20 protein-coding genes are annotated in these 26,056 nt (G+C 60.0%); 11 read left to right on the top strand and 9 right to left on the bottom strand.

Annotation, left to right across the window (positions count from 1 at the left end; all coding sequences use genetic code 11):
• Positions 1-343: 343 nt before the first annotated feature.
• On the top strand, positions 344-1,225 hold the full coding sequence (locus DXD39_RS08125) for a hypothetical protein (protein WP_117803745.1): 882 nt from the start codon (positions 344-346) through the stop codon (positions 1,223-1,225).
• A gap of 242 nt (positions 1,226-1,467) precedes the next feature.
• Here DXD39_RS08125 and DXD39_RS08120 read toward each other — a convergent pair whose 3' ends face one another.
• Positions 1,468-2,031 carry a ferritin family protein gene (locus DXD39_RS08120; protein WP_070097113.1) on the bottom strand — a complete coding sequence of 188 codons (564 nt, stop codon included), beginning with the start codon at positions 2,029-2,031 and terminating at the stop codon, positions 1,468-1,470.
• 254 nt (positions 2,032-2,285) lie between these two features.
• On the opposite strand from DXD39_RS08120, the gene DXD39_RS08115 reads away from it, so the two are divergent.
• The 6 genes from DXD39_RS08115 (at position 2,286) to DXD39_RS08090 (ending at position 8,361) form a co-directional block, all read left to right on the top strand.
• A complete protein-coding gene (locus DXD39_RS08115; protein ID WP_117803744.1) occupies positions 2,286-3,506 on the top strand; it encodes an iron-containing alcohol dehydrogenase in 1,221 nt (406 codons plus the stop codon).
• An 8-nt stretch (positions 3,507-3,514) separates the two neighbouring features.
• Positions 3,515-4,894, top strand: coding sequence for an aldehyde dehydrogenase (locus DXD39_RS08110; protein WP_117803743.1), 1,380 nt, complete (start codon positions 3,515-3,517; stop codon positions 4,892-4,894).
• Between the two features lie 422 nt (positions 4,895-5,316).
• Positions 5,317-5,643 (top strand): HIRAN domain-containing protein, encoded by a 327-nt coding sequence (locus DXD39_RS08105; RefSeq protein WP_055250700.1) that lies wholly within the window; start codon positions 5,317-5,319, stop codon positions 5,641-5,643.
• 18 nt (positions 5,644-5,661) lie between these two features.
• Positions 5,662-5,841 carry a hypothetical protein gene (locus DXD39_RS08100; protein ID WP_117655200.1) on the top strand — a complete coding sequence of 60 codons (180 nt, stop codon included), beginning with the start codon at positions 5,662-5,664 and terminating at the stop codon, positions 5,839-5,841.
• Between the two features lie 51 nt (positions 5,842-5,892).
• A complete protein-coding gene (locus tag DXD39_RS08095) occupies positions 5,893-6,453 on the top strand; it encodes a metallophosphoesterase (protein ID WP_117803742.1) in 561 nt (186 codons plus the stop codon).
• Between the two features lie 150 nt (positions 6,454-6,603).
• Positions 6,604-8,361 (top strand): DUF2130 domain-containing protein, encoded by a 1,758-nt coding sequence (locus DXD39_RS08090; RefSeq protein WP_117803741.1) that lies wholly within the window; start codon positions 6,604-6,606, stop codon positions 8,359-8,361.
• Positions 8,362-8,441: 80 nt separating this feature from the next.
• On the opposite strand, the gene DXD39_RS08085 is transcribed toward DXD39_RS08090, so the two are convergent.
• From DXD39_RS08085 to DXD39_RS08075, 3 genes are all read right to left on the bottom strand, one after another.
• The gene (locus DXD39_RS08085) at positions 8,442-11,123 is read right to left on the bottom strand and encodes an RNA helicase (RefSeq protein ID WP_117803740.1); all 2,682 of its coding nucleotides are present in this window, start codon (positions 11,121-11,123) and stop codon (positions 8,442-8,444) included.
• Between the two features lie 309 nt (positions 11,124-11,432).
• Positions 11,433-12,272, bottom strand: coding sequence for a tRNA (guanosine(46)-N(7))-methyltransferase TrmB (locus DXD39_RS08080; RefSeq protein WP_117803739.1), 840 nt, complete (start codon positions 12,270-12,272; stop codon positions 11,433-11,435).
• Between the two features lie 118 nt (positions 12,273-12,390).
• On the bottom strand, positions 12,391-13,263 hold the full coding sequence (locus DXD39_RS08075) for a hypothetical protein (RefSeq protein ID WP_117803738.1): 873 nt from the start codon (positions 13,261-13,263) through the stop codon (positions 12,391-12,393).
• A gap of 267 nt (positions 13,264-13,530) precedes the next feature.
• Between DXD39_RS08075 and DXD39_RS08070 the strand changes: the two genes are divergently transcribed.
• The 4 genes from DXD39_RS08070 (at position 13,531) to DXD39_RS08055 (ending at position 18,033) form a co-directional block, all read left to right on the top strand.
• Positions 13,531-14,253, top strand: a complete 723-nt coding sequence (locus tag DXD39_RS08070; protein ID WP_117803737.1) for a helix-turn-helix domain-containing protein — start codon at positions 13,531-13,533, stop codon at positions 14,251-14,253.
• A complete protein-coding gene (locus tag DXD39_RS08065) occupies positions 14,253-15,149 on the top strand; it encodes a DUF4097 family beta strand repeat-containing protein (RefSeq protein ID WP_158565490.1) in 897 nt (298 codons plus the stop codon). The genes DXD39_RS08070 and DXD39_RS08065 overlap by 1 nt, the downstream gene beginning before the upstream one ends.
• A 97-nt stretch (positions 15,150-15,246) precedes the next feature.
• Complete coding sequence (locus tag DXD39_RS08060; RefSeq protein ID WP_117803735.1) at positions 15,247-17,154, top strand: elongator complex protein 3; 1,908 nt, start codon at positions 15,247-15,249, stop codon at positions 17,152-17,154.
• Positions 17,155-18,033, top strand: coding sequence for a spermidine synthase (locus DXD39_RS08055; RefSeq protein ID WP_117803734.1), 879 nt, complete (start codon positions 17,155-17,157; stop codon positions 18,031-18,033).
• 26 nt (positions 18,034-18,059) lie between these two features.
• On the opposite strand, the gene DXD39_RS08050 is transcribed toward DXD39_RS08055, so the two are convergent.
• From DXD39_RS08050 to DXD39_RS08030, 5 genes are all read right to left on the bottom strand, one after another.
• The gene (locus DXD39_RS08050) at positions 18,060-20,504 is read right to left on the bottom strand and encodes a DEAD/DEAH box helicase (RefSeq protein WP_117803733.1); all 2,445 of its coding nucleotides are present in this window, start codon (positions 20,502-20,504) and stop codon (positions 18,060-18,062) included.
• A 117-nt stretch (positions 20,505-20,621) separates the two neighbouring features.
• On the bottom strand, positions 20,622-21,926 hold the full coding sequence (locus DXD39_RS08045; protein WP_117803732.1) for an ATP-binding protein: 1,305 nt from the start codon (positions 21,924-21,926) through the stop codon (positions 20,622-20,624).
• Positions 21,919-23,658 (bottom strand): TerB N-terminal domain-containing protein, encoded by a 1,740-nt coding sequence (locus tag DXD39_RS08040; RefSeq protein WP_233541148.1) that lies wholly within the window; start codon positions 23,656-23,658, stop codon positions 21,919-21,921. The genes DXD39_RS08045 and DXD39_RS08040 overlap by 8 nt, the downstream gene beginning before the upstream one ends.
• An 87-nt stretch (positions 23,659-23,745) precedes the next feature.
• Positions 23,746-24,531 carry a DUF554 domain-containing protein gene (locus DXD39_RS08035; RefSeq protein ID WP_233541147.1) on the bottom strand — a complete coding sequence of 262 codons (786 nt, stop codon included), beginning with the start codon at positions 24,529-24,531 and terminating at the stop codon, positions 23,746-23,748.
• Positions 24,532-24,580: 49 nt separating this feature from the next.
• A complete protein-coding gene (locus tag DXD39_RS08030; RefSeq protein WP_117803731.1) occupies positions 24,581-26,011 on the bottom strand; it encodes a hypothetical protein in 1,431 nt (476 codons plus the stop codon).
• Positions 26,012-26,056: the final 45 nt, after the last annotated feature.

Raw genomic sequence — 26,056 nt, 5'->3', positions numbered from 1 at the left:
GGGCTGTTGAAAACTTAGCGGTCCGTTCGGCGCCGTTTTCGGTGCGTTCGCGCCAATGCGAGACCGGCTGGGTTGAAATTCGTGTTTTCCTGTGCCTATGAAGGACCTACTTTGTGACATATCGGCTTTTAAGTACTGGCGCTTGCCCCCTCAGGCCCGCGCTCTGTGTCCGCCGCTCCCGCGACCGGAAGAAGACCGGCGGCGATGCGAGCTCGCCCGTAACCCGACGGCTACGGTTGTGCTCGGCTTTCCGCTGTATACATTGGTTCGGACGAGAGGCAAGCGGACTTGCCCTGTCAGCATTAGGCAGCGGCTGTTCCTAGGCGAGTTCCCCAGGGAATCCGTGCTGGAAACGGAACATGGGTTTTTGGTTACGTCTCCTCTGCTGACGGCATTCATCATGTCGCGGCATCTGACGGATCTCCAGCTTCTTTTGGTGTTGGCGGAGATGTGCGGCTTGTTTACGGTTTGTGCCTTGCCAGCAGCACTCGAGGCAGAGCTTTCGCGTGCAAATGAGTCGGGCGCGATTCCGGCAACCTTGGGTTGGGCGCGCTGTCCGTCCGAGGACGGCGCCGCCTCAAATTTATGGCGGCGCGACGCTTTGGTTTTGGGCGAAGACCTTGACCGTTTTTGCTCAGATGTTTGTGGGATGCGTTACGGCAAGCGATTTGTCGCGGTATCTCATCTCGTTCCACTGGGTGCCGCATCGCCTTTTGAGGTTGAGACGTATTTGTTGCTTGGGTTGCCACGATCCCTGGGAGGCGAAGGTTTTTGCGGCATAGAGCTCAATGTCGAAGTGGCGCTAAGCGCAAGTGCTCGGGCGATTGTAGGCAAGTCCCGCGTATACATTGACCTACTTCTGTCTTCGCCGGACGGAGAGCGACAGGTGGCCATTGAATGTCAGGGAAAGGCCTCGCACGGACGCGCAGGGGATGGCTTGCGTGACGCTGACCGCATGACGGCCCTTCAGGCCATGGGCTACGATGTATTTCTCCTGACACACAGACAGATATTCGATGAGGATAAATTCCGCGCGATCGTTAAGGCCGTATGCAGGATGCTCGATGCTGAATATCGTGATAAAAGTTCAGATGAGCAAAGGGCTGAGACATTACTCCGGTCCGAACTATTCGTTGACTGGACAAAATTGGGAGTAATCGACGGAAAGATGCCCGTTAGACACAAAACAGCTCGATCGTGGACGGCTGCGGTTCTAAGTGAGTAGACTTTTGGCACTTTGGTGACCAGACCGTTTTGTAACAAGGCATTTACCGGCGGCTTTATAAAGTGATATGGATGGCCTGCTCGGCAAGTTCAAAAAAGTCTACTCACTTAGTTTTTGACGAGAAGCCGATGCCGAAGGCGGTCCTGTTTCAGGGCGTTAACAAGTTCGTGAGGCACGAAAAAGGCCCGAACCAATACGGTCCGGGCCTCATCGAGCTAGAGATTATCTCTCAGGCGGCTGGCTTAGCCAAAGTAGCGCTTGAGCAGACCGGCGAAAGCCTTGCCGTGGCGAGCCTCGTCGCGAGCCATCTCGTGCACGGTGTCGTGGATGGCATCGAGGCCAGCGGCCTTGGCGCGCTTAGCGAGATCGGTCTTGCCGGCGGTGGCGCCATTCTCGGCCTCAACGCGCATCTCGAGGTTCTTCTTGGTGGAGTCGGTCACAACCTCGCCCAGGAGCTCGGCGAACTTGGCGGCGTGCTCGGCCTCCTCGTGGGCAGCCTTCTCCCAGTACAGGCCGATCTCGGGATAACCCTCGCGATGAGCAACGCGAGCCATGGCCAGGTACATACCGACCTCGGAGCACTCGCCCTCAAAGTTGGCGCGCAGGTCAGCAACGATGTCCTCGGAGACGCCCTCCATCTTGGCGACGCCCACGACGTGCTCGGCAGCCCACTCGAGCTGACCCTCCTCCTGCTTCAGGAAGCGAGAGCCGGGAACGCCGCACTGGGGGCACTTGAAATCCTCGGGCAGCTGGTCGCCGTCGAACTCTTCCACATAACCGCAAACGGGGCAAACAAACTTCATGATTCGATCCTTTCGATCGATGGCGATGGTGCGCTCGTCCGGTCCCGTAAGGGCCCTCTCCGGACGTGCGTCTTGACGAGTTCTATTATCCATAAATGCGACCGAATGTGAAGCCTATTAGGAATGATTTTTAATAAAACAATTTTCGGCATGTGAAGATGTTGATTGATTAACGATTTGCAAGCCATATGCGGACGCCGATGAGTACAATCGGTCGAACAAATGTTGACCTATCAACAAATGAAGGAGTTTCCTTTATGCATCTAGCCCGCCGCGCCTGGTGCCGAACATATCAGACGGTTTTTCGCATCGCATTGCCGATCCTGCCCTATACCGAGCCGCGCATTTTGGAGCATGCCGAGGATGTGCCCGCAGTGCTTCAAAAGCGCTCGATCCAGAAGGTCCTTATCGTGACAGACCCTGGTATTGCTCGTTTGGGACTCACGGCATCACTCGAGCGTGCGCTTACGGCTCAGGGGATTGGCGTTACGGTCTATGCCGAAACGCGTGCGAATCCCACGGTCTCAAACGTGGAGGAAGCGGCGTCCCTGTATCGCGAGAGCGCCTGCCAGGCCATTATCGGCTTTGGTGGCGGTTCGGCCATGGACTGCGCCAAGGGTGTGGGCGCACGCATCGCACAGCCAAATAAGCCCATCAACAAGATGCGTGGCCTGTTGCGCGTCCACCGTCTCCTGCCGCTGCTTATTGCGGTTCCCACTACCGCCGGTACGGGAAGCGAAGTCACACTCGCGGCGGTAATTACCGATGACGAGACGCACTACAAGTACCCCATTAACGACTTTGTGCTTATCCCGCGCTTTGCGGTGCACGACCCCGAGCTTACGCGCGGCCTGCCCGCCTCCATTACGGGGCAGACGGGCATGGATGCCCTGACGCATTCCGTCGAGGCCTTTATCGGCCGTAGCACCACGCCCTACACGCGCAAGATGGCGCGTCAGGCGGTCCAGCTCATCCACGACAATTTGCCCGAGGCTTATGAGCATGGCGACGACATGCGCGCTCGTCGCAATATGCTTTCGGCGGCGTATAAAGCGGGTGTTGCATTTACCCGCTCCTATGTCGGATATGTGCATGCCATCGCGCATAGTCTGGGCGGCCGATACGGAATTCCGCACGGCTTGGCCAACGCCATCATCCTGCCGCACATGCTTCGCGCTTATGGTGACGCCGCCGCCCCCAAGCTTGCCGATCTTGCTCGCATGGCCGGTATCGCGCCGGCTAACGCGCAGGACAGTCTTGCGGCCGAGGCCTTTATCGATTGGGTCGACCGCATGAATGCCGCCTTGGGCATTCCCAAATATGTGACGGGCATTCGCCGCTCCGATATTCCGCAAATGGCGGCCCATGCCGATGCCGAGGCCAATCCGCTATACCCCGTTCCACTTTTGATGGACCGTTTGGAGCTCGAGCGTATGTACGAGGTCGTCGCGGGTGGTATGTTTGAGGATGAGAACTAGGAGGGCCCATGAACACCGAGGAAATCGCGCGCATTGTCGGCGAACAGCGCGCCTACTTTAAGACGCGCGCCACGTTTGATGTCGATGCTCGACGTCGCGCCCTCGTGCGCCTGCGCGAGGCGGTGCGGGCACACGAGACCGATATTGCCCATGCGCTCAAGACCGATTTGGGAAAGTCGCATGACGAGGCCTATATGTGTGAGATCGGCACCTCGCTTTCCGAGATTCGTCATCAGATTGCGCATGTTGCTCGATGGAGTCGCCCACGCCTGCGCCCGTGCGACCTCGCCAACGCCGTGAGCGTGTGTAAGACGCAGGCCGTGCCCTATGGCGTCACGCTCATCATGGCTCCATGGAACTATCCGTTTTTGTTGACGCTCGAGCCGCTCGCTGGAGCCCTTGCCGCGGGCAATACCGTGGTCATCAAGCCGAGCGCCTATGCCCCGGCATCGAGCGCGGTGCTCAAGCAAATCTGCGAAGAGGCATTTGATCCGCGCCTGGTGACGGTTGTAGAAGGCGGCCGTGCCGAGAACGAAGCACTGCTCGATGAGTGCTGGGACAAGATTTTCTTTACCGGTAGCGTTCCGGTCGGCAAGCTCGTCATGGAGCGCGCAAGTAAAAACCTGACGCCCGTGACGCTTGAGCTGGGCGGAAAGAGCCCCTGCATTGTGGATGCCACGGCAAACTTAAAAGTCGCGGCACGGCGCATCGCCTTTGGTAAATGGCTCAACGTGGGGCAGACCTGCGTGGCGCCCGACTACCTGCTGGTCGATACGCGCGTACACGATGAGCTGTTGGGCCTCATCAGGGAGGAGACCCGTCGCATGTTTGGCGAGCATCCGCTCGACAACGAGGATTACGGTCATATCGTCAACGCCAAGCATTTTGCGCGCGTGCGCGGGCTGATCGATCCCTATAAGGTTGTGCTTGGAGGTACCGCGCGCGAGTCGTCGCTCAAGATTGAGCCGACGATTCTAGACGGCGTGACCCCCGATGACGCCGTAATGCAGGAGGAGATTTTCGGCCCCATCTTGCCGGTGCTGACGTTTGAGAGCCTAGACGAGGCAGAGACGTTTATTGCGGATCGTCCGACGCCGCTAGCTCTGTATATCTTTAGCCAGGACCATGCGGCTCAGCAACGCTTTGTGCGTTACGTGCCCTTTGGCGGCGGCTGCGTCAACGACACGATCATGCATCTGGCTACGAGCCATATGGGCTTTGGCGGCATGGGCGCGAGCGGTATGGGGCAGTACCATGGCCGCGAGAGCTTCGATACGTTTAGCCACAAGAAGAGCATCGTGAACAAGGCAACATGGCTGGACGTGCCATTCCGCTACGCCCCTTATGCAAGCTGGAAGCACAGGTTCGTACGCATGTTTGTGCATTAGAAAATGGCAGGTAATACGAACAAGTGTTCCTATTACCTGCCATTTACGTTAGACTACTGCTATGGGGTACGGATGGGCCAACTCCCTTTAGAAGGGAATTGGTATGAACGTAAGCGATGTTATTTCGTTACTGGCGTTGTTAATCGCGGCTATCGAACTCGGCCTGTTTATCGGCCGAATGAAATAGCCGCCCCCGCGTAAGCGAAGACGGCCACTTCTCACGATGTAAACGTGCACTGGAGTTGGCAAGACCCGCTGCAACGGGTGCCATCCGTGCCTCTATCTTATCTGCAAGCGCTCTGTCTCGCAAGCGTTGCGGCAAATGGGCGAAAGGTGCGAGCGGGTGAAATTTTGTCCGCACGGGCCCGTAAGCTTCTCAGTAAGGTTAAGTGCCGGTTTATTCGGTCGTTAGAGGAGTTGCCATGTACGAGCCTTCACGTGTTCTTCTGTCGTTTCATATTGCAGGATTTCAGTATGCCGATGGCGCCTTGGTCTTGGGCGATCTTAAAGTGGGCGATAAACTGACGCTGTGTGCCGAGCGCGATAACCCCCATGATCCCGAGGCGGTTGCGATCTACTACGGCAACACCAAGCTTGGGTATGTTCCGGGAAACGAGGTCGGCCCGCTGTCCTTGATGATGTATTACGGCCACGAGGACGTATTTGAGGCCCGTGTGCAACAGGTTGCTCCCGAGCGCAGCCCGTGGCATCAGGTGCGCGTTGGTCTCTATGTGGTGGATGCTCGCTAATCGGCAATGGAGGCGGTCATGTTTGATGACGATGACCTGTTCGATCTGACGGACGACCCGTTTGAGTGGGATATGCTGATCGACGATGATGAGCTGGAGCAGGACCGGAAGAAGCGGCAGGACAAGAACGCCCAGGGCGACGCTTCGAAAAAGCAAGACAAGCGCCGCCGCGGACTGTTCGGCGGGCTCTTTGGGTAACTGTCGCATCGCTGCGTCTGTATACTAGGCACGTGTTAGACGCGTTGCGAAATGAGGACAGAGACGATGATGTGGTTTACCGCCGACCTGCACCTGGGCGATACGAATATCTTGCACGATATGGATCGGCCGTTTGATTCGGTCGAGGAGATGAACCGCAAGGTCATCGATGTCATCAACGAGTGCGTGACTGCGAACGACCTCCTCTATATCCTGGGGGACTTTACGTATCGATTGCCCATGGCGGAAGCGGTGCGCCTGCGTAAACGAATCGAATGCCAGAACATAACGCTCATCCGTGGCAACCATGACGGTGATTGGGAAGATCCCGACGTACCGCAGATTTGGGATGAGGTACGCGATTACCTGGAGATTGCTCCCGGCTATGCCAAGGGCCATCGTCTAGTTATGAGCCATTACCCCATGCTCAGCTGGAATGGCAAGGCGCGCGGCGCCATCATGCTGCACGGGCATATCCACAGCAGGGGAGACCGCACCAACGCGCGCAACCGCGATCGCGAGCGCCCTATCTTTCGCTATGATGTCGGTCTCGATGCCAACGATTACAAGCCCGTAAGCCGTGATCAAATCCTTGACTTCTTTGGGCTGTAATTCTCGAACCACCACACAAACCACCACAAAGGGGACAGTCGCCTTTGTGGTGGTTCTGGCGCCGTTGCCATTATGGCAGCGGCGCCTTTTTTGTCCGTGCGGCGCGGTAGAGTGTAGGCGGTTGATATTTGCGTCCATCGAGGAGCTGCCATGAACGAGATCAAGTGCCCGCATTGCGGCGAAGTTTTTAAGGTCGATGCGTCCGGTTATGCGGATATCGTCAAGCAGGTGCGCGATGCCGAGTTCTCGCGCGACCTGGATGAGCGCGTGAAGGCGGTCCAGCGCGAGGGCGAGCAGGCACTGGAGCTTGAGCGCTCGCGCTCGACGGCTGCTTTGCAAAAGGCAGAGTCTCAGCGCGACGCTCAGTTTGTCGAGCAGAAGAACGCTGCAGCTCAGCAGCTGGCACAAGAGGTTGCCAAGCGCGACGCTGAGCTTGCCGAGCTGCGCGCCAAGCTCGAAGGCGCTGCCGCAGAGCGCGAGAGTGCAAGTCAGCGCGCGGCGGTTGAGGCTCGTTCCGATGCTCAAAAGGAGAATGCCGAGCTTCAGCGCGAGATCGACAATTTACGTGCGCAGTTGGAGCGCAAAGATGATGAAGCCAGGCTTGCCGAGGCGGCGGCACGCAATGCTGCTCAAAACGACCTGTCCGCGCGCGACGCTCAGATTGCCGAGCTGCAGGCCAGGATCGCCGCGGCGGACAAGGCCCAGGAGATGGCGCTTGCCGCTGCCGCGGCAGAGTCGCAGCGTGAGCTCGATGCCGCTCGCAGCGAGGCCGAGCGCGCGCTTACTGACTATCGCGCGAAGGTGCAAGAGAAGTTTTCCGCCGCAAAGGCTCAGTCCGAGCAAGAGGCCGAGGGCCTGCGTGCCCAGCTGCGCGAGCAGGAACTGATGGCAAAAATGAACCTGTCAGAGGCGGTCGCCGCGGCGGAGCGAGAGCGCGATGAGGCACGTGCCAAACTGACGAGCGAGCTGGCGGTGCGCGATTCTCGCGAGGAGCAAGCCAAGGCGGCACACGAGCTCGAGCTTGCGCAGGCCAAGCGCGCGAGCGATGACCTGATTCGCTACAAGGATGAAGAGATTGAGCGCCTTAAGGACATGAAGGTTCGCCTGTCCACCAAGATGGTGGGCGAGTCGCTCGAGCAGCACTGCGAGACCGAGTTTAACCGTCTGCGCATGACGGCGTTTCCCAATGCGTACTTCGAGAAAGATAACGATGCATCCGAGGGCACCAAGGGAGACTTCATTTTCCGTGAGTGCGACGCGAGCGGCAACGAGGTCATTTCGATTATGTTCGAGATGAAAAACGAGAACGACGAGACCGCGACCAAGCATAAAAACGAGGACTTCTTTAAGAAACTCGATCACGATCGTCGCCAGAAAGGCTGTGAGTACGCGGTGCTCTGCACGCTGCTCGAGCCCGAGAGCGAGCTTTACAACGCGGGAATCGTGGACGTGAGCTATCGCTATGAGAAGATGTATGTGATCCGCCCGCAGTCCTTCATTCCCATCATTACGCTGCTGCGCAATGCCGCCATGGGTTCGCTTCGCTATAAGCAGGAGCTGGCGGAGTACAAGCAGCAGAATATCGATGTCACGAACTTCGAAGCCAAGATGGAGAAGTTCAAGAACGATTTCGGCCGCAACTACGAAATCGCGAGCCGCAAGTTCCAAACGGCAATCGATGAGATCGACAAGACGATTAGCCATCTGCAGAAAACCAAGGAGGCGTTGCTGTCCTCCGAGAACAATCTGCGCCTTGCCAACAAGAAAGCCGACGATCTTACCATTCGCAAGCTCACGTGGGGCAACAAGACCATGAAAGCAGCGTTTGACGAGGCACGCGGGGCTGCGGCAGAGACAAACGATGAGCCAGCCGAGGCGGATTCGTATGAGGTCGAGGATGCCGAGTAGGGGATAGCGTATCGCGCAAAAAGCGGGGCCGCTGGCGATGTTGCCAGCGGCCCCGCTTTGTTTCGTCCCATTGCGCCCGGCTAGTCCTCGAGCAGGTCCTCGATAAAGCCGACACGGTAGTTCTTGAAGATTACCTCGCCGCCGTCTTGCGTGGCGTCCAGATCGACATCGCCCATGATGCCAAAATCGTGGTCGCCATCCTCGTCAGCAAAGATCTGGTGCACGTGCCATACGTGCGCGGTCTTCTCGTCGGACTCGTCGATGGAAAACATCGCGGCGCTGCGGGCATCTCCGTCGGTGAGGATTTCCTCGTGCTGCTCGTGGTAAGCGTCGAGTGCTTTTTGCCAGCGGATCTCGCTCATGCCCCAGTCGTCGTCGAGCTCGCCCAGGTCGCGAACGTGCTCGCGGGCGGCAAGGGTCACGCGGCGGAAGAGCGCGTTGCGCACCAACAGCGTGCAGCCGCGGCGGTCCGCCACGACCTCGTCGATGCCCTGCGGCGGCGCAGCATCGAGGGCTGCCGGGTTGCCGGCGTTCTCCCACTCGTCCACCAGGCTCGAGTCCACCGAGCGCACCACAAAGCCGAGCCACGAGATAATGTCGCGCAGACGCTCGTCGCGCTTCTCGATGGGCACGGTGCGGTCGAGCGAACGGTAGGCCTCTGCCAGGTAACGCAGCAAAATGCCCTCGGAGCGGGCGATGCCGAGCTTTTGAATGTAACCCTTAAAATCGCTCGCGCTTTCCAGCATATCGCGCAGGACGCTTTTGGGAGAGAGCTGGTAGTCGTTTGCCCAGGGCACTTCCTGGCAGTACTTGTCGAAGGCGGCGTCGAGCAAGTCCTCGAGCGGTTTTTCGTAGGTGACATCCTGGATGCGCTCCAGGCGTTCCTCATATTCGACGCCGTCAGCCTTCATTTCGGCCATCGCGCGGTCGCGCGCTGCGCGCTCCTGAGCGCGCAACACCTGCTTGGGATCCTCGAGCGTTGCCTCGACCATCGAGATCAGGTCCATGGTATAGGTCTCGCTCTCGGGATCGAGCAGCTCCAACGCGGCAAGCAAAAACGGCGAGAGCGGCTGGTCGAGCGCAAAGTCCTCGGGCAGGTCGACCGTCAGTGCGTAGTCGATGTCCGGCGCGGCGTCAGCCGGAGCGTCGGGTGCGGGCGGCACCTCGGTGCGCACGACGACGCCGGAATCGATGAGCGTGGCGCAGATCTCGTCGGCACGAACCTCGAGCTTAGCCTTTTCCTCGGGGGTCTGCAGGCTCGTCTCGATGAGGTCGTGTACGCGGGCTCGGGCATCGCCACCCTGCTCGACCACGCTAATCACCATGGAGTGCGTGATGCGCAGGCGCGGCTTGAGTGTCTCGGGCTGCGTCTCGATCAGGCGCTCGAACGTCTGCTTGTTCCAGGTGACAAAGCCCTCGGGGGCCTTCTTCTTTTTAATCTTGCGGAGCTTTTTGGGGTCGTCGCCCGCCTTGGCCATAAGCTTGGCATTCTCGATCTCGTGCTCGGGTGCCTCGGCGATGACCATGCCCTCGGTATCGAAGCCCGAGCGGCCGGCACGACCGGCAATCTGATGGAACTCGCGGGCGCGCAGACGACGCATCTTGTAGCCATCGAACTTGGTGAGCGCGGTGAGCACCACGGTGTGGATGGGCACGTTGATACCGACGCCGAGCGTATCGGTGCCGCAGATGACGGGTAGCAGGCCCTGCTGCGCCAAGCGCTCGACCAGCAGGCGGTAGCGCGGCAACATGCCAGCATGGTGCACGCCGACGCCGCATCCGAGCAAGCGCTTGAGGATTTTGCCGAAGGCCGTCGAGAAGCTCGTGCCCTTGGCCGCCTCCTTAATGGCCTCGCGCTGCTCCTTGCTGGCAATGCCAAAGTTGGCGAGGGATTGCGCCGTTGCAAGTGCGGCGTCCTGGCTAAAGTGCACGATGTAGAGCGGGGCCTCGCCACGGCGCATGGCGAGCTCGACCGTGCCCTCGAGGGAGGTCGTCACATAGTCGTAGCTCAGCGGAACAGGACGTGGGGCGTCGACAACCAAGTCGCAAGCAGCGCCGGTGTGCTCCTCGAGTGAGGCGGCGATGGCAGTGACATCGCCGAGCGTGGCGCTCATGAGCATGAATTGCGTGTGAGGCAGGGTGAGCAGCGGCACCTGCCAGGCCCAACCGCGATCGGGGTCGGCAAAGTAGTGGAACTCGTCCATGGCGACGCAGCCAACATCGGCATCTTCGCCCTCGCGTAGTGCGTCGTTGGCGAGGATCTCTGCCGTACAGCAGATGACGGGCGCCTTGGTGTTGATATGCGTGTCGCCGGTGATCATGCCGACGTTATCGCGGCCGAGCACCTGCACCAGGTCGAAAAACTTTTCGCTGACCAAGGCCTTGATGGGGGCCGTGTAATAGCAGCGCTTGCCCTGCGCCATGCCCATAAAGAGCATGCCCAGTGCGACGAGCGATTTGCCCGATCCGGTCGGTGTGCCCAAAATGACGTGATCGCCGGCGGCTAGATCCATGAGGGCCTCTTCCTGGTGGTCCCACAGCTCAATACCGCGATTGCTCGTCCATTCAAAGAAGCGCTCGAAGGCCTGGTCGGGCGTGAGCCACGGTTCGGGCTCGCTGCCGTCCTCGGGCTCCCACCAGGTGGGGGAGAGCGCACCGAGTGAGCCGAATTCGGCTTCGGTTCCCGTGCCGCCCGAGAATGAGCTGGCGGCTCCGGCGCCGGAGACGGTGCTGGCGGCGATATCTGTCGTGGTCTGTGCCATGTGTTTGCTTTCTCTCGCGATTGTCCGCCAACTATTATGGCGTAGCGGCGGCGCGGGGTGCCAGCGCGAAAGAAAATGCAGGAAATGGGCGTTCTGCTCAGCCGTTTGGTGCGGCCGCGAGCTAAGTGAGTAGACTTTTTGCGATTTCGCCAGCACATGGCTTTTGCGTAAGTGATTTACCTGCGGTTTTACTTGTTCCTATGCGGGTTGTGCTTGGCTATTGCTAAAAAGTCTACTCACTTAGGCTTGAGGGTCGTTCGTCGGTGCCTATTTGCGCTTGCTCGCTGGCGACGTGACTGTCAAAAGCCCCTATGACTCCTGCGGAAGGCGCTTTTTGCCTTTGCGGGCGCGGTTTCTAAAGTTCTCGACGGCCTCTTCCATGCCCAGGGGTACATAGGTGAGCTCATCGAGGTCGTCGGGCAGGTAGCAGGCAAGACTTTGCTCCTGCATGCGGCCCGCCGCGAGCGCATCGTTACTGGGCTGCGCGCCGGGTGTGGCACAAATGCCATAGACGGTGGCGCCCATATCGCGGGTGCGCTGCTCGTATTCGGTTTCGGGATGCTCGGGATGGTCGTGGCGGACGTCGTCACTTACCCAAAGCGTGTCGTAACCTGCCGCGGCAAACTGTCCCAGGGCGTAGTCGCGCAATGGCTTGCTGTCGGTGCGCAGTGTGACGGTGGCACCGGCTGCAAAGAGCGGGCGGTAGAGCATCAGATGGTCGACATGGACGAGTCGTTTTTTGGCGTACTTGGCCTTGGGCTGTGGCGTGGGAAAGTTGATGGTGATGGCGTCGAGCTCGCCTGCGGCAAACAGCTGCGGCAGCGATGCGGCACCTCGGGGCAGGACGAGTGCGTTGGACAGCTCCTGCTCGCAGATTTTCTGTGCGGCATAGGCAATGCAGATGGGCTCCTGGTCCATGCCGATAAAGAGCGCTTCGGGTTCACGGTGAGCTCGCTCAACCAGATAGGTGCCTTTGCCACAGCCCAGATCCAGATGAAGGCGGGCGAAGGATACGCTGCCGGCCGGCGCGCAGGCTTCGCGCCACTCTCCGGCATAGGCCTCGGGGTTCGTCTCAATTGCATCGGCGTAGCGCTCCAGGCGCTCCTCGAGCACAAAGTTCTTAGGCGTGCGAACGTGGACGGCTCCCATGAGGCTCCTTGGTCATACGTGTGGAACGCATAGCCATGCGTTCCGTCAATGGGTTGGAAAAGGGTGGGCATAGCTTGCCCGAACGTTACGGCGCGGCTCGGTGGCGAGTCGACGATGCCTACAGGCGCTTGAGAATCACATAGCGGTTGAGCTCGCCGCTGCGACCGTCGGCATGGAAACGCTCAAGCTCGCGTACGGGAACCTCGCCACTCTTGTAGAACGTGCGCACGCCGCGCACCAGGTCGGTGATCTGCTGATCGTCAAAGTGATGACAATAGCGGTAGGCGTGGCGGTCGTTTTGCCAGCCAATGAGGTGGTCGCCGGCTTCAAACTGTGCGGAATCGTAACCCTCAAACGGCGGGGTGAGCTCGGCGCGGGCCTCGGCGCGAACGGCCTTGCGCGCCATGCGCTCGTCATTCATAAACTCCCAAAAGCTGATGGCGATGATGCCGCCCGGGCGTGTCTGGCGCACCAGGGCGTCGAGCACGCGTACGCGGTACTCGCACGATGGCACGTGGTGCATAAAGCCAAAGCAGACCGAGATGTCGGCGAGCGGGGCATCGAAAAGCACGTCGGGCGTCTCGGCGGGGTTGAGCCTCATGAGGGCGTCGAGCACGTCGAGTTCCTGGAAGTGCAGGTTGGGAATGCGCAGTGCGTGGCCACGTGCATCGATGGCCAGGTCTTGGCATGAGTCGACGCCGTAGAACTCAAACGGGCAGCTGGCATCTGCCGAGGGGTTTGCGCCATCGACGCCCTTGGCGGCAAGTGCGCCGCCGGCGGCAAAGTTCTCGAATCGCATATTGCCGCAGGCGAGATCGAAGACGCGGACGGGATGCTCGATCGTGGCGACGTCGAGCTGTTCGAGCGCGATGTCCATGGTGCGCACCCAGCCGGGCCACGGGGCCTGGCGCGTATCGGAAAAGGAGGCGGAGTGCTCGCGATAGAACGTATTGTTGAGCTGGATGAGCGATGAGGCGAAATCGCGGTTCACGGCGCGGAACTCCCTCCGTTGGCGGTGCGGAATAAACAGTACGACCATACTACCGTTTACGCCGCAACGGGGACAACCAAGCTACGGGTCATTGCTTTGTTTGGACACATTTCCGCAGCTCATATGCACCCGCAACCGCCGGTTGTCAAAAATCTCACTAGAATAGGTGGCATGCTTTTGGCGGTGGCGGATAGATTTTTAACTGTGCAAGGCGCCTTAAGAAGAAAAACGGTCCGGCGGCACGGCTGGCATCACATAGGAGGAACCATGAATGTAGAAACTGCGCAGCGGCTCGCCGACCTTCGTCGCAGCAAGGGTTTTAGCCAAGAAGGGCTCGCGCGAAAGCTGGGGCTGTCGCGCCAGGCGGTCAGTAAATGGGAGCGCGCGGAGAGCTCGCCCGATACCGAGAACCTGATCTCGCTCGCTAAACTCTATGGCGTGAGTTTGGACGAGCTCCTCAATCCGAGTGACGAGATCGAGGACGATATCGAGTTTGAGAACGAGGACCGCGCTCGTCAGCGCGAGGCCGAGGCGGCAGAGCGTGCCCGCACCCATGAGGCGGCGGCGCGCGCTACCGAGGCGGCAACGCAGGCGAGTGATGCTGCGGCCAAGGCGGCGCAAGCGGCAAGCTGGAGTGCGCAGGCCGCCAATGCCGCTACGGCGCAGGCGACGAGTGGCGGCGCAGTTGGTTCGACTCCGGTGAAGGGCCCGTTCCAGTCGTTCCCGTATTGGGCCGTGTGCTGGCTGCTGTTCTTTTTACTGATGTTCCTGGTTGGTGCCAGCCCCTTTCCCGCACTGATCTTCTTTACGATTCCCATCTATCACTGGGTGGCGCGTGCGCTCGATGGCGATTGGGCACGTGGGGATATCCAGGTTGGTCCGGTGCCGGCGGTCGCTAGGACTAAGGGGGAGGACGTTTCCACTGCGGTTGACGCTGGCATGGCTGCCGCGACCACTGCTGAGTCGAGTGCCAAAGAAGGTGATGAATGATGAAGCTCTCGCATGAGTCTAAGAGGCGCTTGGGCATTGGCATCGGAGCGTTTGTGCTTATCATTGGACTTGTCTTTGGCACTTCGCGGACTTTGATTCATTTTGATGGTCCGTGGGATCTCGACGATGTTGTATCCGGCTTGTCTGGTATGGACGATGCGCTTGACGAGGACGATCTTTTGGATAGCGGTAACTATTCCGCTCGGCCTCAACAGCTTTCGAGCGAAACGTTTGATGCCGACGCGTTCACATCGCTTGACTTGGACGTGACGTCGGGCACGGTCGAGGTCAAGTACGTTTCCGATGGACCGGTGCGTGTCATCGAGAGTGGTCGCGTTGCAAAAGGAGTAACTGCTTACGATGCTGCCACGCAAAATCTGGCCGAGATTAGGGGCTCTACGCTCAAGATTAACCAGTTCGACTGCGATGACGAGCGTGCGCTTGACCGTACGGTCACCATCGAGCTGCCGCGCGAGCTTGCCGATAACATGATGGACATTTCGGCGAATGTGGGGTCGGGGGATCTGACGATTACGGACATTGCGTGCCACGACTTCGATTTGACGTTGGACTCGGGAGACATCGAGTTCGCGGGCACTGTAACTGACACCCTGAATGCCGAGGTCGGTTCGGGCGATGTGGCGTTCGAGCTCTACCAGGCCCCCGCGAAGTCGATGGACGTAAGCGTGGGCTCGGGCGATGTGGAGATATCGGTTCCGAACTCTACGGGCTTTAAGGCGAGCCTCACCGTGGGCAGCGGTGACTTTGAGAGCGATTTCCTTCCGCTTGGCTACGATGGCGAGACCATATTGAATGCTGAATTCGACAACGGTGACAAGTCTGCAACGTATCGTTTTAAGGTCGGTTCGGGCGACATGTCGTTCGAATCGGTGTGACATGCGGTTTTCGGAGATCGGTGCATATAGGCATGCTCTTTGATGGAGGCGTCGGGGCCGTGACGGGCTCCGGCGCCTTTGCCTTTACAATGGGGACATGGAACAGATTATCTTGAACATACTCGAGGCTCTGCGTCGCGGTGAGACCGTGGACGACAAGGCGCTCGTCAAACTGATACATGCCGAGGCGCGCCGTGAGGGTGCCGACAAACGCGATTTGGCCAAGCGCCGTCTGCTGCCGTTCTACCAGCGGGCTAAACGTGAGGAGCCGGCTCGGTGGGCTGCGTGGAATGTCGATGCCGATCTGGAACGCCAACTGCTGCAGGTGCTGCGCATGAAGCCGCGCCGCACGGCTTCGGGCGTGGCGACCATTACCGTTATCACCAAGCCCTGGCCATGCTCGGGCGATTGCCTATTTTGTCCCAACGATCTGCGCATGCCCAAGAGCTATCTGCACGCTGAGCCGGCGTGTGCCCGTGCGGAGCAAAACTGCTTCGATCCGTATCTGCAGGTGAGCGCTCGTCTGACCGCGCTTTCGCAGATGGGGCATGCGACCGACAAGATAGAGCTCATCGTGCTCGGTGGTACCTGGAGCGACTATCCGCAAGGGTATCAGGCATGGTTTATGTCGGAGCTCTTCCGTGCGCTCAATGACGATGCCGTCGCCGGCGTGGCGGCAAACCCCATGTTGGCGCGTCCGGGCATCAGCCGTGCCGAGGCAGGGCGCCTGCTCGATGATGCTCCCGCCGATGCCCTGCCGCCGGTGGTAACAGAGCGCCGCGAGCGCTATCGGGCTGCCGGCATTGCGACAGACGAGGCCAAGCTCGCTGCCGGCGTTGCCGACGAGCAGGGGCGTGTGGATGCTGCCGTGGGCGGCTATAACCGCGCGGTGCGTTGTCTGTACGGCTCCGGCACGCCGTGGGGCGAGGTCGCCGAGTGGCAGACGGCGACGATGAAAGAGCTTGAGCGGCAGCAGCGCATCAACGAGACGGCGAAGCATCGCGTGGTGGGGCTCGTTATCGAGACGCGCCCCGATGCTGTGACACCGCAGGCGCTCACACTCATCCGCCGTCTGGGCTGCACCAAGATTCAGATGGGTATCCAGAGCCTCGACCAGCATCTGCTCGATATCAACGAGCGCCGCATTTCGGTGGCGCAGATCGAGCGGGCGTTTTCGCTCGCGCGCCTGTTTGGCTTTAAGATCCATGCGCATTTTATGCTCAACTTGCTGGGCGCCACGCCCGAGGGGGACAAGCACGACTACGAGCGCTTTATGACCGAGGGCGCCTTTATGCCCGACGAGGTCAAGGTCTACCCGTGTGCGCTCATCGAGGGCTCGCGTCTGGTGGGCTGCTATGAGCGTGGCGAATGGCGCCCTTATACCGAGGAAGAGCTGCTCGATGTGTTGGCCGACGACATCGTGGTGACGCCGGCGTTCTGCCGCATTAGCCGTATGATTCGCGACTTTAGTTCCGACGACATCATGGTGGGCAACAAGAAGCCCAACCTGCGTCAGCTCGTTGAGAACCGCCTGGCTGCTCGGGGTGACGGTGCGACGGTGCGTGAGATTCGCTATCGCGAGATCAGTACCGCGGGTGCCGACCTGGGCGAGTTGACCCTTGACGAGGATGTAGCGTACGAGACGCCGGTGACGCACGAGCGCTTTTTGCAGTGGGTAACGCCGCAGGGCAAGATCGCGGGGTTTTTGCGCCTGTCTCTGCCCGATCGCGCCTTTGTCACCGCACATGCGGACGAGTTGCCGACCAGGCCGGAGGAAGCGATGATTCGCGAGGTGCACGTCTATGGTATGGCGGCACGTGTGGGCGATCAGGGCCAGGCGGCTCAGCATCACGGTCTGGGGCGTCTGCTCGTGGAGCGTGCGTGCCAGATTGCTCGGGACGCGGGCTATGCGCGCATCAACGTGATCAGCGCGATTGGCACGCGCGAGTACTATCGCCATCTTGGTTTTTATGACCATGGCCTTTATCTGCAAAAGGAGCTCTAGATGAACAAACCGAGTGTTTCTGCCGGCGTCGTTGCCAGCGTTGCTCTGGGAGCTGCGGCGCTTGGTGCGGCCGCCGTCGCTGTTCGTGCTGCCTGTCTGCAGGTTGCGCGAACTCGCAATGGGTTGGCGCGTGTGAAACGCATGCACGACGAGAGCGGTGACGAGGTCCGTGTGCTCGTGCAGGGCGGCGTCTACCAAAGCGCGAGTTACGTTGGCGAGCGCTGGGCGGAGCCCGTCTTTGCGTACTATCGTGCGTTTGACGACGTATTTGAGGCCGAGGATGCGATGCGCGACGTTTGTGGTCACGGCGTCGACCGCATGCTTATGCTGGGCGGCGGTGGGTTTGCCTATCCCAAATTTGCGCTGATGTCGCACGAGAGTTTGCGCATGGACGTCATCGAGTATGACGCAGAGATTACGCGTCTGGCACGTCGTTGGTTCTATCTGGACGAACTGGAGCGCACGGTGGGCGACCGCTTGCGGGTGATTACCGCCGAGGCTCGTTCGTATCTGGGCGTGACGAGCGTGGGCCATCGTCGCTACGACGTGGTCGTGAGCGATTGCTTTGGCGGTGCCGAGCCCGTACGCGAGCTGGCGACGGTTGAGGCGTTGCGTTTAGTGCGGGGCAGCCTGAACCCCGGGGGTATCTACGCGGCCAATATCGTGAGCGCAAACGAGGGGAGCGACGTGACGTTCCTGCGCGACTGCGCTGCCACGGCACTCGAGGTATTCGCCCACGCCTGGGTGGTCCCATGTGGCGATGCGGAGTTCGGCGGCGAGGAGAACTACCTGCTCATCGCCAGCGACGGCGACTACGCTTTTGCCGAAGCCGTGCCCTTCGACACCGACTTCCTCGGCACCGTCCTCCACGACAAGTAAGTCTCCCCGTCCCAAAAAGACTGGTTTTATGTGTGGTCGCGCCAGCTGCGGACACGCTGCTTCATGCCCTCTATGTCGAGCACGCCTTCGGCGAAGCCTTTGCGCACAAGCTCCTCGGGAACGTACTCGTCGTAGCGATCAAAATAAGGCACCTCGCCGGGATAGACGAGCTCGATGGGGTCGAAGTCCTTCTCGGCCTCGTCGGCGAGCACCTCAAAGAACGTCTCCTCATCGGCCTTCATCTTAAACTGCATAAAGTATGGACGCGACGGATCGAGCCCGCGAAGGCCCAGCTCCGCGGCGCATTTAATCTTGAGCATGCGCTCGAGCGCCAAAAAGGCGTAGCTTCCCAACCAGGGGAAGAGCACCCAGGTGTCGCCGCCCAGGTTAATGAGCGGTTTAGTTCCCGCGCCCGAAATCTCGGCGGTATGACGAGCCTGTGCAAGGCGTGCCCGCGCGTTGCCCATGAGGTACGGATATGCCGCGTGCTCGTTGAGCGCCTTGCGCATGCGCTCGAGTACGTGTGTATTGATATCGCCGGGACAGTCGCCAAAGTAGGCCGGCACACGGCCCTTGACCTGCGTGGCAAAGACGGTATGACGCTTCCAGTCCACTTCCTCGACAATCCAGCAGTGTCCGGCGATGGCGATGCGCTCACCGGGCGGTGGGGGATTGACGATCGTGCCCAGCTCGGCCGATTCGCTGCGAACGGTAAACTCCTCGTTTTCCTGGAACACGGCGTAGAACTTAAAGTTGTTGATGATGCGCTCGCCCGCGAGGCCCACGATGAGCCCACCGCCCTCGGTGACCTGGATGTGGTCGATCTTGATGAGGTGGCGCAGCAGTACGCGATAGTCATCGGCCGAGACGCGGTGGAAATAGCTGAGCGTGAGCACGCGCTGAGCAAGCTCGGCCGGTGTGAGCTCGCCGGTGCTGGCGAGTGTCGACATGGTCTGGTGATAGAGCAAACTGTAGGGGAGTCGATCGAGCTCGGGCGGCTCGACCCACTTTTCCTCGCGATAGAGTTGTACGAGCGCGATGCCCTGGAGGAGCTTCCATGGAATGGTCTCGGGCATCATCGTGCGCGGCTCGGGTTCCTCCTCGCGCATGACAAACCACATCTCGGGCGGAAGATCGCGGCGTCCCGTGCGTCCCATGCGCTGCAAAAAGGAGCTGACGGTAAACGGTGCATCGATCTGGAACGCGCGCTCCAGGCGACCGATATCAATGCCGAGCTCCAGCGTGGAGGTGGTGACGGTTGTCTGTGCCTGTTCTTCGTCGCGCATGAGCTCCTCGGCGGTCTCGCGTAGCGATGCCGAGAGGTTGCCATGATGGATAAGGAAGCGGTCTGGCTCGTGTCGGCTTTCACAGTAGCTGCGCAGCATGGAGCATACGGCCTCTGCCTCCTCGCGCGAGTTGGCAAAGACCAGGCACTTGCGGCCGCGCGTATGTTCAAAGATGTAGCCCATGCCGGGGTCGGCGTTGTCGGGTGCGGTGTCGGTGGGGTTGAGCAGTGCCTGTTCGGTTGCCTGCGGGATGTCGACTTCGCCCTCGGGGGCTGAGGAAGCGCGACTGTCCTTGGGGGCAGCCTTGCCCCGTGCCCGCTCACGACGTTGACGGCGCTCCTCTTGTGTGAGCTGTCCGCTATGGCGCATGTCTTGGGTGCTGACGGGCAGTGCCGCGGGTGGTGCCGCCTCAATGCGCTCGCATGCGAGCACCTCAGCTTCCTGCGGGCCTGTGCTCGTGAATCTTCGCTGCTGTGCCTGGGGGCCCGAGTTGTAGAAGTGCTCCATGGAGATGCGCCATACGCGGCGCGGTTCCTCAAAACGGGGGACAACGCAGTTGCGCCCCGTTCCCTGCGAGAGAAAGGCACCCGTGCGCTCGGGGTCGCCGATGGTGGCCGAAAGGCCGATGCGACGGGGCTGCACGCCTGCCATGCGCGACAGGCGCTCAATAAGGCAGAGCGTCTGTCCGCCACGGTCGCCGCGCATGAGCGAGTGGACTTCATCGATGACCACATAGCGCAGGTCGCAAAACATGCGCGGGATCGCCATGTGCTTATGGATTAAGAGTGCTTCGAGTGATTCGGGCGTAATCTGCAAGATGCCGCTCGGTCTTTTGATGAGCTTAGCCTTGTGCGACTGCGAGACATCGCCATGCCAGTGCCAGACAGGGATATCGGCCTCTTCGCAGAGGTCGTTGAGGCGGACGAACTGATCATTGATGAGCGCTTTGAGGGGGCCGATGTAGAGGGCGCCCACGCTCGCGGGCGGGTTCTCCCAAAACTCGGTCAGGATGGGAAAGAAGGCCGCCTCGGTTTTGCCGGAAGCCGTGGATGCCGTCAGGAGTACGTTGTCCTGCGTGTTAAAGATGGCGTCTGCCGCCGCAACCTGGATAGAGCGCAGACTCTCCCAATCGTGGGAGTAGATGAAGTCTTGGATAAACGGGGCATATCGGTCAAAGGCGTTCATGGGACCTCCTCTCAACAACGGGCTGATCAACGCAACGGGCAACGGCTCGATATCTTGCAATATCGGCGTTTGCCCAGATAAAACCTGCCAAAATAAACCTGTCCCTTTTTTGGCAGGTTAGATGGTGAACTCGGCGAAATTGCGGTCGCCGCCTGCGGTATCGGTGTCGCCTGTTGCGGTCGCCGGCGCTAGCGTGTCGCCACCGACGCTTTGCAGCAGCTCGGCTACGTTGGCGTCAGGGTTCTGACACAGGATGTCGAGCAGCTCAATAAAGTCGCGGATGACCTCGCGGGGCGTCAGATGCGTGTCGGCCCCCACGCGGCCAAACTCAATCTTGAGGAAGTCCACCAAGTCGTTCTCGGTAAGCGTGGGCGTCCAGCCAAAGTAGCCGGCGTGAATTTGCATGAGCTTTTCGATCAGCACCAGCAGCTCCTCATAGGTGAGTGGCTGCAGGCGGATGATGGGCGCGAGCATGTCCTTAAGGTCTTCGCGCGCAAAGCGGCCCTGAGCGAGTCGACTGCGCAAGGCCTCGTAGGAGAATACGCCACGGCGGCGGTCTTCGATGGAGGTTGGCGTGCCGCCCATGATCACGCCCAGGTACTGCGCCTTGCCCTGAAGCGTGTCGTTGTACATGGTCAGAATCTTCTCGTAGTTGTATTGGCGCGTGATCGCGTTGGGAATCTTGTACAAATTTACGAGCTCGTCGATGAGCACCAGCATGCCCTTGTAGCCGCTGCAGACCAAAAAGCGCGCAATGAGCTTAACGTAGTCGTACCAGTCGTCATCGCTGATGATGGTCGAGGAGCCCAGCTCGGCGCGTGCCTCGCTCTTGGTGCGGTATTCGCCGCGAATCCATTTGGTCACGCGGCTCATGGCCTCTTCGTCGCCCCCGGATGCGGCCATGCGATAGCGGCGGAGCATGCGGGTGAAGTCGAAGCCGTGGACCATCTCCTCGAGCGGGGCCAGTTGGGCATTGACGACCGACTCGTCGACGCCGGCACACGAGGCGACCCAGCGATCCAGAATAAGGTTGAGCGCACCGCCCTCGGGGCGCGTCTTGGTCGATATATTGCGGATGAGCTCGCGGTAGGTGGCAAGGCCCTGTCCCTGACCGCCCTGCAGGCGGCGCTCGGGCGACAGGTCGGCATCAGCGACGACGAATCCCTCGCCCATGGCGTGCGTGCGGATGGTCTGGAGCAAAAAGCTCTTGCCGGCGCCGTAACGACCGACCAGAAAGCGGAAGCTCGCGCCACCGTCGGCGATGAGACTCAGATCGGTGAGCAGGGCGCGGATCTCGACCTCGCGCCCTACGGTGATGTAAGGAAGGCCGATGCGCGGGACCACGCCGCCCTTGAGCGAGTTGAGAATGACGGCAGCGACGCGCTTGGGCACGCGAGGTGCTGCGGATGCGGTATCACTCATGGTCTAGGTATCCTCTCACGTCTGCTTCGTAGTCCTCGATAATCTGCGGCCCTGCCGCGCTAAATTCAATTACGGTGTCGCCCACCAGGTCAAAGAGCGCCTCGTTGATGCTATCGACGAGCATGTCCTCACTCTTGCCCGACTGTTCCACCGCCGATGCCGTCTGTGCTGCGTTTTGCTCGAGTAGTGCTCGAAGATAGGCGTCTGCGGCGGGATCGAGTGCGGACGCGGTGTCGGCGGGCGCGGGCGTTGGCGCGAGGAGCGGGGCTACGACGCCAAACTGCTCGGTGGAGATGGTCGGCACGCTAGCCTCGTCCTGCTGCATAGTCGTCGCGACTGGTTCGGCGATCGTGTCGGCCACGGGCTCGGCTTCCCGTCGTTCGGCAACTGCCACCTCGGCATCCGTAAGCGTGCCGTCCTCGCGCTCCTCATCGATCAAAAGCGCTTCGCGCGTTTGCGCGGCGGCGCTCCGAATGTGCCCCAGCTGGCTCAGGTCGATATCGATCTTGACGGGCTGGTGCGCGGCATCCCACGAAAGCCATGCCACGATCTCGTCATCGATGATCTTGGCCATATATTTGGGGACCTTCTCTTCCTTTAGAGGATGGGCGGGGTCCAGGGCCAGGCGCAGGCGTTGGTCGCAGGCGCGCATCATCTTGCCAAGCTTGCTGCTCTTTTGCCTACTACCGTGGATACGCATGCATTCCCAAAAGCCGTTTTGGCAACGGTAGATATGGATGGGGTCCAGACGGTATTCGCAGTCCTCGTGGCGCTCGGGCGCAAAGAATACGGCCGAGGCAAACATGGTGTAGGGCATGGCCGTCTCCTCCCCAAATAAACTTGCCACGATGCCGGTCTTTCGGTGCGTGTCATAGTAGCGCACCATGCGGACATACACGGCGCACGCCACGTGGCGCAGATCACGGTGGTGGCTGCGGTCGAGCCGCGAGCTACTTAGGTTGTACGTGGAGAGGGCGTTGATGGCGGCCATGAGTCGCTCCTCGCGCACCTCATCGGGCGGAAGGGGGAGCGTGGGCTCGGAGGTTTTGCGACGCTTAGGGGTCTGGCCGGACGGTGCCGGTACAAGGTCTCGTGCCGCGCGCCGCAGTTCGATAAGGGCGTTATCGAACATGACGGTTTTAGAGTCGCGAAGCAGCTTGGGGTCGAGCCCGTGGAACACGGCGTAGTCCTGCAGCCACACGCGCGCAAACCGGTCGATGCCGGGCTCGAAGGCGCGATAGACATCCCAAAAAGCCTTGATCTTGTTAAAACCATCGAGCGGATCATCTACGCCAATGCCGCAGATCAGCTCGTAGAGATACAAGAAGGCAAACGAGGTCGATGTCTCCTCGATATTCCCGCGGCGCACTTGGGCACGCCAGGTAAAGTAGCCGCGCAACTGCCGGTCGCTCATGGCGTTGTAGGTGGGAAAGTACGACTTAAAGGTGCCGTTGTAGGGACAGTCGTCCTCAAAGTCGGCCATCAGCAGGCCTTGGCGGTAGAAAAGTTCGGCTTCCGAAAGCCAACGGCCCGCGCCGCCCTTTGGGTCTTCTTGCCAACGCGATATCTCACGCATCTTGCGGTATTGGTCGGGGAGGAAGTTCTGCATCTGGCGGCCGGTCTTGAGAATCGGCTCGTCTGCGTAGATTTCGTTTGAGAAGCGGGCGGACTGATGGGTTCGGGCCTCGGCCATAATGCGCTCGATGAGCATCTTGATGTCCTGGTCGGCCACCGCTCCTCCTCTCGAACGCAGCTACGATGACCTCATATCATAGCACAGCATCAAACAGATGTTCGAGATACCGCTGCGTTGATAGATTTAGAACAGGAGGGCGTATATGACGGCGATGACGACGGAGGGAAGCATATTGGCCGTGTGGAACGTCTGAGGACGGATGAGGTTGACGCCGACGCAGAAGATGAGCATGGAGCCTACGAGCGAAAGGCTGTTGAGGGCTGCTGTGGTCATGATGGGGGAGAGCGCGCCGGCAAACAACGTGATCGTCCCCTGGAACACGGCGACGGGCAGGGCCGAGAAGATGCAGCCGCGGCCAAGCGAGGCCGTCATGGTGCAGACGATGATGCAGTCCAGTGCGCCCTTGAGGGCAAGCGTTGACCAGTCGCCGAGCAGACCGTCCTGGATCGATCCCACAATGGCCATGGCGCCAATGCACACGGTGAGTGAAGTCGAGACAAAAGCGTTGGTGAACTCGTTATCGCCCTCACTGCCAGTCTTGCGCTTGAGCCATTCGCCAAGGTTCTCGATGGCGGCTTCCAAGTTGACGGCCTCGCCGATGAGCGAGCCGAGCGCAAATGAGACGATGGGCATGGTGGTACCGGTGGTCGCTAGCGCCTTTCCATCGATGATGAGCATCTTTTGCATGGTGCCGCCCAGGCCGATAAACAGGACGCACAGCCCCGATGCTTTCATGAGCGTGTCTTGGATGCGCGGTGTAATGAAGCGGCCGCCCGCTAATCCCAAAAGACCGCCCGCAACTAAAAGCGCAACGTTGATGATTGTTCCCAAGCCCGGCATGAGCCCTCCTGTATTGATGCCAACGTGGCAATCGTAGCAGAACGAAATGCGAGGCACATCGCGACTCATCTAATACGTTATATAAGTGGTATTAGGAATGATGCGCAGCATTTAAGCCTCAGGTGGTTGTCGGGACATAGGGATAGTAGTCAAAGCGCAGTGTCATAAGCCGCTGTGGGGATTCAATAGCCGCGGCGATGATATTGGCATCGCGGGCACGATCAAACCCTTCGAGTTCGATCTGATACGAGACGTCTTGCATAATGTCCAGACGTCGCCAGGCTAGAAGTGTGTCGCCATCGAATTCCAGGGTCTTGCTTCCGTCTGGGGCAACGGCGTATAGACGCAGTTTAGCGGTGGTTGCAGGGTCGACAACCGTGACCTTTTTAATTTCGTTTCGAGTATTCTTGGCGCCCAACAAGGTGAGCAGTGTTGGGGCCACGACCTCGCCCGATGGCAAAAAGACGACTTCGATGGATTCGGGAAATGCGATGATGGCCGACTTGCGGACGGGCTGATTGGCGGCGGCAACTTCGATGCTCGCGGCGTCGATGACCTCTGTGTGGTCGAGGGCGGCAAGCACGCAGCAGTTACCTTCATCGATCTCCTGAGGATCAGCAAGCCCCAGACTGTCCGCGAGCTCGGGATCGTTTGGACCGGTAGCGGGCTCATTCGGTGCTTCGAAAGAAGCTGGGACGCTGTTTGTCGGCGACGGCGTGTCGCCCGCACCTGCTTCTTTGTCCGTGCTCTCTTCTTGTATGGTTGCGTTGATGAGTTCGTCGTTTGAGGGGAGCGTCTTGGCGTCAAGCGCGGAGGGGACAATCCCGATGGCTCCGGATCCGTTCCACTCCATCTCGAGAAGCGCCGGGTCGGCAAGAATGCGTTGCCTGCCTAGCGTGTGGGTATCGATCGCAATAGGGCCTGCCTCCGTCCCGCGCGTAAGGCTGAGCGATCCGGCCGGCTTCTCGAAATGAATGTCTGTGTCTTCGGTACTGGCGGCGTAGAACAGCAGGGATGCTTCTCCCGCCGCGATGGCATCGGTGCCCGCCTTGGTCAGCCGCAGCGATGCCGTGAATGAGAGGGTGGGCTGCACATCGTCTGCATTCGCGGCGGCGCAGCCCAGACATATACCGCCTCCTTTCTCGAAAAACGCACCGTCGAAGGCGACCTTCGCTCCGTTCGCCGAGTCATCGACCGAAGCGATATCGATGCGCAACCCCAAATCGCACGGATCGCCATCTGCATCGAGCACAATCGAGCGCCATGTGCAGACGGCGCACCCCGCCTGGGAGCCGTTTGCCTTGTTCGAACGATTGATATCCACGACTATCGAGCCGTCCGTATTACGACGAAGGCATCCCGAGGTTGAGATTGCGGCCTGTGCGAACGAAAAACGCTTGCACGCAATGGCGCTCGACGGATTTGGTGCGGAGCTTAGGGCTGCTGGTAAGGAGTCTGCCATGACGGGAGTCGCCCAAGCGGCGACAGGCGTTCCGGTTGCGAGCGCGCCGCAGAGTGCGACGACGGGCAAAAGGTTCTTCGATGCCATGGGGTCTCCTTAGCTAATTTAGTGCGGCCTATCCGTGTTTTGTTT

The organism is Collinsella sp. TM04-29 (genome assembly GCF_003466565.1).
In the GTDB taxonomy this organism is placed as follows: Bacteria; Actinomycetota; Coriobacteriia; order Coriobacteriales; family Coriobacteriaceae; genus Collinsella.
The sequence above is the reverse complement of the archived record's forward strand: the minus strand, read 5'-3'. Positions and strand labels throughout refer to the sequence as shown.

Excerpts from the sequence above, each read along its gene's own strand:
- DXD39_RS08115 (WP_117803744.1), top strand. The coding sequence starts at position 2,286 with ATGCATCTAGCCCGCCGCGCCTGGTGCCGAACATATCAGACGGTTTTT.
- DXD39_RS08110 (WP_117803743.1), top strand. The coding sequence starts at position 3,515 with ATGAACACCGAGGAAATCGCGCGCATTGTCGGCGAACAGCGCGCCTAC.
- DXD39_RS08105 (WP_055250700.1), top strand. The coding sequence starts at position 5,317 with ATGTACGAGCCTTCACGTGTTCTTCTGTCGTTTCATATTGCAGGATTT.
- DXD39_RS08100 (WP_117655200.1), top strand. The coding sequence starts at position 5,662 with ATGTTTGATGACGATGACCTGTTCGATCTGACGGACGACCCGTTTGAG.
- DXD39_RS08095 (WP_117803742.1), top strand. The coding sequence starts at position 5,893 with ATGAGGACAGAGACGATGATGTGGTTTACCGCCGACCTGCACCTGGGC.
- DXD39_RS08090 (WP_117803741.1), top strand. The coding sequence starts at position 6,604 with ATGAACGAGATCAAGTGCCCGCATTGCGGCGAAGTTTTTAAGGTCGAT.
- DXD39_RS08085 (WP_117803740.1), bottom strand. The coding sequence starts at position 11,123 with ATGGCACAGACCACGACAGATATCGCCGCCAGCACCGTCTCCGGCGCC.
- DXD39_RS08080 (WP_117803739.1), bottom strand. The coding sequence starts at position 12,272 with ATGGGAGCCGTCCACGTTCGCACGCCTAAGAACTTTGTGCTCGAGGAG.
- DXD39_RS08070 (WP_117803737.1), top strand. The coding sequence starts at position 13,531 with ATGAATGTAGAAACTGCGCAGCGGCTCGCCGACCTTCGTCGCAGCAAG.
- DXD39_RS08065 (WP_158565490.1), top strand. The coding sequence starts at position 14,253 with ATGAAGCTCTCGCATGAGTCTAAGAGGCGCTTGGGCATTGGCATCGGA.
- DXD39_RS08060 (WP_117803735.1), top strand. The coding sequence starts at position 15,247 with ATGGAACAGATTATCTTGAACATACTCGAGGCTCTGCGTCGCGGTGAG.
- DXD39_RS08055 (WP_117803734.1), top strand. The coding sequence starts at position 17,155 with ATGAACAAACCGAGTGTTTCTGCCGGCGTCGTTGCCAGCGTTGCTCTG.
- DXD39_RS08050 (WP_117803733.1), bottom strand. The coding sequence starts at position 20,504 with ATGAACGCCTTTGACCGATATGCCCCGTTTATCCAAGACTTCATCTAC.
- DXD39_RS08045 (WP_117803732.1), bottom strand. The coding sequence starts at position 21,926 with ATGAGTGATACCGCATCCGCAGCACCTCGCGTGCCCAAGCGCGTCGCT.
- DXD39_RS08035 (WP_233541147.1), bottom strand. The coding sequence starts at position 24,531 with ATGAGTCGCGATGTGCCTCGCATTTCGTTCTGCTACGATTGCCACGTT.
- DXD39_RS08030 (WP_117803731.1), bottom strand. The coding sequence starts at position 26,011 with ATGGCATCGAAGAACCTTTTGCCCGTCGTCGCACTCTGCGGCGCGCTC.